A 6,768-nucleotide genomic window follows, 5' to 3' on the forward strand; every position below is an offset into this window, starting at 1 on the left:
CCCGGATGCCCCTCCATGACGGTGAGGACCTCGTCCTCGATTGCGGCGATCATCGTCATCGCCCCACCCGAGCGAGCCGCCTGCATCAGCCGCCCCCGCGCCGCGACCAGCACACATGCATCCTCCAAAGACCACACGCCCGCCACATACGCCGCAGCGAGTTCGCCGATCGAATGCCCCAGCAGCACATCAGGCACCAGTCCGTACGCCTCGGCCAACCGGAACAACGCCACCTGCAACGCGAACAAACCCGCCTGCGCATACCGCGTCTGATCCAACAACCCCGCATCGGAGCCGAAGACCACGTCCTTCAGCGGCACCGGAAGCTCGAAACGGGCACACACCTCATCGAAAGCAGCCGCAAACACCGGCTCCGCCTCATACAACACCCGCCCCATCCCAGGACGCTGCGAACCCTGCCCGGTGAACAGGAATACCGTCTTGCCCCCGGCCACAGTGCCGGTGACCACACACTCATCCGACCCATCCGCCGCCAACGCCTCCAGACCCGCAACCAGTTCAGCAACCGGCCCACCTACCACCGCGGCCCGCTGATCAAAGTGCACACGGCCATGCATCAGGGTGTGAGCCACCGCCGCCGCATCCACCTCCTCCCCGGCCTCACGGACATACGCGGCCAACCGGGCCGCCTGCGCCCGCAACGCAGCCGCAGTCCTCCCCGACACCGGCCACACCACCGGCAACCCGGAAACCGGGGACAGCTCCTCCACCGGCTCCTCGACCGGCTCCTCAGCGGGAGCTTCCTCGAGGATGACGTGCGCGTTCGTACCGCTGATACCGAACGACGACACACCCGCCCGGCGCGGCCGGCCCGCCTCTGGCCATGCGCGGGCCTCCGTCAGCAGCCGCACCTGCCCCGCCTCCCAGTCCGCCTGCGGAGTCGGCTCATCCACATGCAGCGTCCGCGGCAGCACACCACGCCGCATCGCCTCCACCATCTTGATCACACCGGCCACACCCGCAGCGGCATTCGTATGGCCGATGTTCGACTTAACCGAACCCAGCCATAGCGGCTCGGCACCCTCGCCCCGCCCCTGGCCGTAGGTGGCCATCAGGGCCTGCGCCTCGATCGGGTCACCCAGCTTCGTACCCGTCCCGTGCGCCTCGACCGCGTCCACGTCGGACGCAGCCAGCCGCGCGCTGTCCAGCGCCTGCCGGATCACCCGCTCCTGCGACGGACCGTTCGGCGCCGTCAGGCCGTTGCTCGCGCCGTCCTGGTTGACGGCCGAGCCCCGCACCACCGCCAGCACACGATGCCCCCGCCGCCGGGCATCCGACAGCCGCTCCAGCACCAGGACACCCACGCCCTCGCCGAAACCGGTGCCGTCGGCGGCGGCCGCGAAGGCCTTGCAGCGGCCGTCGGGGGACAGTCCCCGCTGCTTGCTGAACTCCACGTAGAGGCGGGGTGTGGGCAGTACGGTGACACCGCCGGCGAGGGCAAGGCCACACTCGCCGTTGCGCAGCGCCTGCACCGCCAGGTGCAGGGCCACCAGGGACGACGAGCACGAGGTGTCGACCGTGACGGCGGGTCCTTCGAAGCCGAGCGTGTACGCGAGCCGCCCGGAGACGACGCTGGTGGTGGTGCCGGTCAACACGTAGCCCTCGTACTCCGCGGGCAAGGCGCGGCCGGCGGGGGCGTAATCCTGGCCGATGGCGCCGATGAAGGCGCCCGTTCGGCTGCCCTTGAGCGTGTCGGGGGCGATGCCGGCGTGCTCGAACGCCTCCCACGCGGTCTCCAGCAGCAGCCGCTGCTGCGGGTCCATCGCCTCGGCCTCGCGGGGGCTGATGCCGAAGAAGTCGGCGTCGAAGCGGTCGGCGTCGTGGAGGAAGCCACCCTTCGTGACGTAGGAGGTGCCCGCGTGGTCGGGGTCGGCGTGGTACACCTCCTCAAGGTCCCAACCCCGGTTGGACGGAAACTCGGAGACCGCGTCCCCGTCCTCCTCCAAGAGCCGCCAGAGGGCTCCGGGGGAGGTGATGTCGCCGGGGTAGCGGCATCCCATTCCGACGATGGCGATCGGCTCCTGCTCGCGAGCCTCGGCTTCCTTCAGCCGCCGGCGCGTCTGGCGCAGGTCGGCGGCAGTTCGCCTCAGGTAGTCCCGAAGCTTTTCCTCGTTGTCCACGGCCTTCCCCATGTCGCGAGGACCGTTCGCCGGGGTCTGGGCAAGGTTCGCCATGCGAATTCCACTCCTGGGTAGGACAGTTACGGCTGGTGAGCGGCGGCGGTGCGCCGTGGTTCAGGAGCTTCCGAGTTCCTGATCGAGCGCGTCGAAGAGTTCGTCGTCGCTCGCCGTACCGAAGTCCTGTGTCTCGTCGACGGAGCCCTCAGCGTCGTGCAGGTCGTTCCATTTCCAGAGCATCGTCTGGAGGCGGGCGGCGATGCTCGCAAATGCCTCGTCGTCGGGCTCGATGTCCTGACCGAGTTCGGACAGTGCGGTCTCGATGTGTTCGAGGTCCCCGACGATCCGCTTCACCGGGTCCGCTTCTTCGGGGACCAGGGCGGTGCGCAGGTGTGCGCCGAGCGTGGCGGACGTCGGGAAGTCGAAGACAAGGGTGCCGGAGAGCCTCAGGCCGGTCGCCTTGCCGAGGCGGTTGCGCAGTTCCACGGCGGTGAGGGAGTCGAAGCCGAGTTCCTTGAAGGCGCGGTCCGCTTCGATCCCGGTGGTGTCGCCGTGGCCGAGCACGGCCGCCGCCTGCTCGCGTACCAGCTCGACGAGGAGTTCCACCTGCTGGTCGGCCGTGCGGCCCGCCAGCCGGTCGGCCCAGTTCGCCTCCGTGGCCGTCGCGCTCGCCGCCGCCCTGCGCAGTGCGGTACGGCGCGGGGCCGGGGTTCCGACGAGGCCGCGCAGCAGGGGCGGTACGTCCCCTCCGGAGTCGGAGTCGGCCATGGCGCGGGACCGCATGGCCGCCAGGTCGAACTGGACGGGGACCAGGACCGCCTCGCCGGCGCACAGCGAGGTGTCGAGGACGGACAGGCCCGTGTCGATCGGCAAAGGAACGACGCCGGAACGTCCGAGCCGCTGCCGGTCACCGCTGTCGAGAGCGCCCGCCATGCCGCCCGCCTGCTCCCAGAGTCCCCAGGCGAGGGAGATGCCGGGCAGCCCCTGGAAGCGCCGGTGTGCGGCGAGGGTGTCCAGGAAGGTGTTGGCCGCCGCGTAGTTGGCCTGGCCCGCCGCGCCCATGACGCCGGCCGCGGAGGAGAACAGCACGAACGCCGAAAGGTCCAGCCCACGCGTCAGCTCGTGCAGATTCCACGCCGCGTCCACCTTCGGCCGCAGCACCAGCTCCAGCTCCTCCACCGACAACCCCGACACCGTGGCATCACGCACCACACCCGCCGCATGCACCACCGCCCGCAACGGATGCTCCACCGGCACCGACGCCAGCACACCCGCCAGCGCCTCCCGGTCCGCCAGGTCACACGCCTCCACTCGCACCCGCGCACCCAACCCCTCCAGCTCCGCAACCAACTCCTCCGCACCCGACGCCGCCAGACCCCGACGACTCGTCAACACCAAGTTCCGAACACCATGCACAACCACCAAATGACGCGCCACCAGACCACCCAGCGACCCCGTACCACCCGTCACCAACACCGACCCCTCACCAACGTCGGCGAAGGAACGCGGCAGGGTCAGCACCAGCTTTCCCGTGTGGCGTGCCTGGCCGAGGAAGCGGAGGGCGTCGGGGGCCCGGTGCACGTCCCAGGCCGACACGGGGACGGGACGTATGGCGCCGGACTCGAAGAGTTCGACCAGCTCGCCGAACATCTCACGGATGCGTTCGGGGCCGGCGTCGAGGACGTCGTACGCGCAGTACGTCACTCCGTCGTGGGCGACGGCCACTTCGTCGGGCGATCGCTTGTCCGTCTTGCCCATTTCGAGGAAGCGTCCGCCGGGTCCCTGGAGCCGCAGCGAGGCGTCCACGTAGTCGTTAGCGAGGGAGTTCAGTACGACGTCCATCGTTCCCGTACCGGAAGCGGAGCCGAGCGAGGTGCGGAACTTCCGCTCGAACTCCAGGTCCCGCGAACTCGCGATGTGGTCGTCGTCCAGGCCCTGGCCGCGCAGCGTGTCCCACTTGCCGGGGCTGGCCGTGCCGAACACCTCCGCGCCCCAGTGACGGGCGAGTTGCAGAGCGGCCGTGCCGACGCCGCCGGTCGCGGCGTGGACCAGCAGCGACTCCCCCGCCTTGATCGCGGCGAGGTCCACCAGCCCGTAGTAGGCGGTGAGGAAGACGACGGGCACACCGGCGGCCTCGGCGAAGGTCATGGCCTCCGGCATCCGTACGACGAGACGCGCGTCGGTGACCGTGACCGGCCCGGTGCCCTCCATGAGGATGCCCATCACCCGGTCGCCGGGGCGGACCCAGGAGACGTTCGCCCCGGTCTCCAGGACGACGCCCGCGCCCTCGCCGGCCACGGCGCGATGGTCGCCGGGCACCATGCCGAGCGCCGTCAGCACATCACGGAAGTTGAGCCCGGACGCACGCAGCGAGATGCGCACCTCGTCGGAGCCGAGTTCACGCAGTGCCTCTTCGTGGGGCCGTAGGGCGAGTTGGTCCAGGGACCCGGTGCCCTCCAGAGTGAGCCGCCACGGCGCAGTGTCCGTGTCCGCCGCCTCGTTCGCGGGTTCCGGCAGGAGTCCGTCGGTAGTCCGCCACGCCAGGCGGGGCACCTTGACCGTCCCCCGCCGTACGGCGAACTGGTCGTCGTCAGCCTGCCGTTCGGTGTGGGCGGTCACGGCGGCGAGCAGTGCCCGCGCCGAGTCCTGGTGCCCGTCGATATCGGCGAGGAGGAACCGGTCCGGGTTCTCCGTCTGCGCCGACCGTACGAGCCCCCACAGCGGGGCATGCACCAGGTCGAGCGCGGGTTCCCCGTCCTCGACGCCCACCGCGTCGCGCGTGCAGACGAGGAGCCGTGCGTCCGACAGCCCGGGGGCATCGAGGGCAAGCCACTCCTGCGTCAGGGCGAGGGCCGTGGAGGCCGACTCGTGTACGGACTGGCGGACGTCGTCCGGCAGTCGGGGGGACGTGAAGGAGGCGACGACGACCAGGGGCGCGGCGGCGGCATCCTGCGCGACGACGGCCTCGAGGTCCGCCAGGTCCGCGTACTCGCCGACACTCGCACCCGCTTCGGCGAGGGCGGGGCCGAGTCCCAGGAAGTCCGGGCCCAGCAGCGCCCAGCGGCCCGTAGACGTGGCGGGGGTGGCAGGAGCCTGGACCCACTCCGTGATGAACACCGGGTCCTTGGGCTCGGTGTCGCCCACGCCCAGTGCTGCCAACTGGGCCGTGGGCACGGCACGTGTGGTCAGCGAGTCGATGCGGGCGATGGGGGTGCCGGTGGGGTCGGTGAGGTGGAGGGTGACGGTGTCGCCGCCCTCGTCCACGGGCGTGAGCCGTACTCGCAGTGCCGTGGCACCAGTCGCGTACAGCCCCACCCCGGCGAAGTTGAACGGCAGCCGCACCTCCTCCACCGCTCCCCCGCTGGAGGCCGCGAGCGTGTGCAGCGCGGCGTCCAGCAGAGCCGGGTGGATGCCGTACCCGGACACGTCGGTGTCCGCGGGCAGCGCCACCTCGGCATACCACGCATCGGCATCCCGCCACGCCGACGTCAGCCCCTGGAACACCGGACCATAGCGATACCCGCGCTCCGCCAGCCGCTCGTACAAACCATCCAGCTCCACCGGTTCAGCACCGGCCGGCGGCCATACGCCCTCAGGCTCCCCGGCCACCGGTTCCTGCACAGCCAGCAAACCCACGGCATGCCGCGTCCACGCCCCCTCCCCCGAGCGCGCGAACACCCGCACCCCACGACGGCCACTCTCATCGGCCTCACCCACGGACACCTGCACCATGACCGACGCCCGTTCCCCCAGCACCAGCGGCGCTTCGATCGTCAGGTCCTCCAGGTGACCACAGTCGACATAGTCGCCCGCGTGCAGCGCCAGCTCCACGAACACCGTGCCCGGCACCAACACCGAGCCACCCACCACATGCTCCGCCAGCCACGGATGGGACGAAACAGAGATCCGGCCGGTGAACACCGTCAGACCATCCTCGGCCAGCACCACCGCCGCGCCCAGCAGGCCATGACCGGCAGGAGCCTGCCCCAAACTCACCACATCCCCACCGCCAGAAGCCGCCAGCAGCCAGTAACTCTCACGCTGGAAGGCATAGGTAGGCAGCTCGCCCGGCAAGGCAGAGACGGGGGTGGGGGTGGGCCAGGTCACGGGCAGGCCGTGGCAGTGGGCTAAGGCCAGCGCGAGAGGGAAGGCAAGGTCCTGGCCGGTGCGCTGCAAGGGGATCGCGGTCGCGTCCTGGGGGACGAGGGAGGAGAGCACGGCGTCCGGGCCCAGCTCGACGAACACCCGCCCGCCCAGCTCCCGCGCCTGCTCCACCCCGGCCGCGAAACGCACCGTACCCCGCAACTGCGCCACCCAGTACGCCGGATCCGCCAGCTCCTCCGCACTCGCCACCCGCCCCGTCACATTCGAGACCACCGGCACCCGCGGAACACCCGCCGTCACCCCCGCGACCACCTCCGCGAACTCCTCCAGCGCTGTGTCCATGTGTGCCGAGTGGAACGCGTGGCTGACCCGCAGCGCCTTCGTCCGCCGACCCAGCCCCGCAAAATGCCCCGCCACCTCCGCGACCGCATCCGCATCGCCCGAGACCACGACCGACTCGGCATCATTGACCGCGGCCAGCGACACCCCCGGATGCCCCTCCATGACGGTGAGGACCTCGTCCTCG

The 6,768-nt window shown here is 70.7% G+C and carries 2 protein-coding genes; both read right to left on the reverse strand.

The features are described 5' to 3' along the window. Nucleotides 1–2,141: type I polyketide synthase (locus ACWDSL_RS50770; protein ID WP_450496239.1), on the reverse strand; the 2,141-nt coding region annotated here is incomplete at its 3' end. Between the two features lie 114 nt (nucleotides 2,142–2,255). Beyond that, complete coding sequence (locus tag ACWDSL_RS50775; RefSeq protein WP_450496236.1) at nucleotides 2,256–6,746, reverse strand: SDR family NAD(P)-dependent oxidoreductase; 4,491 nt, start codon at nucleotides 6,744–6,746, stop codon at nucleotides 2,256–2,258. Nucleotides 6,747–6,768: the final 22 nt, after the last annotated feature.

It is taken from the genome of Streptomyces sp. NPDC000941 (genome assembly GCF_053599555.1).

Coding starts and splice junctions, on each gene's coding strand:
- ACWDSL_RS50775 (WP_450496236.1), bottom strand. CDS start 6,746: ATGGAGGGGCATCCGGGGGTGTCGCTGGCCGCGGTCAATGATGCCGAG.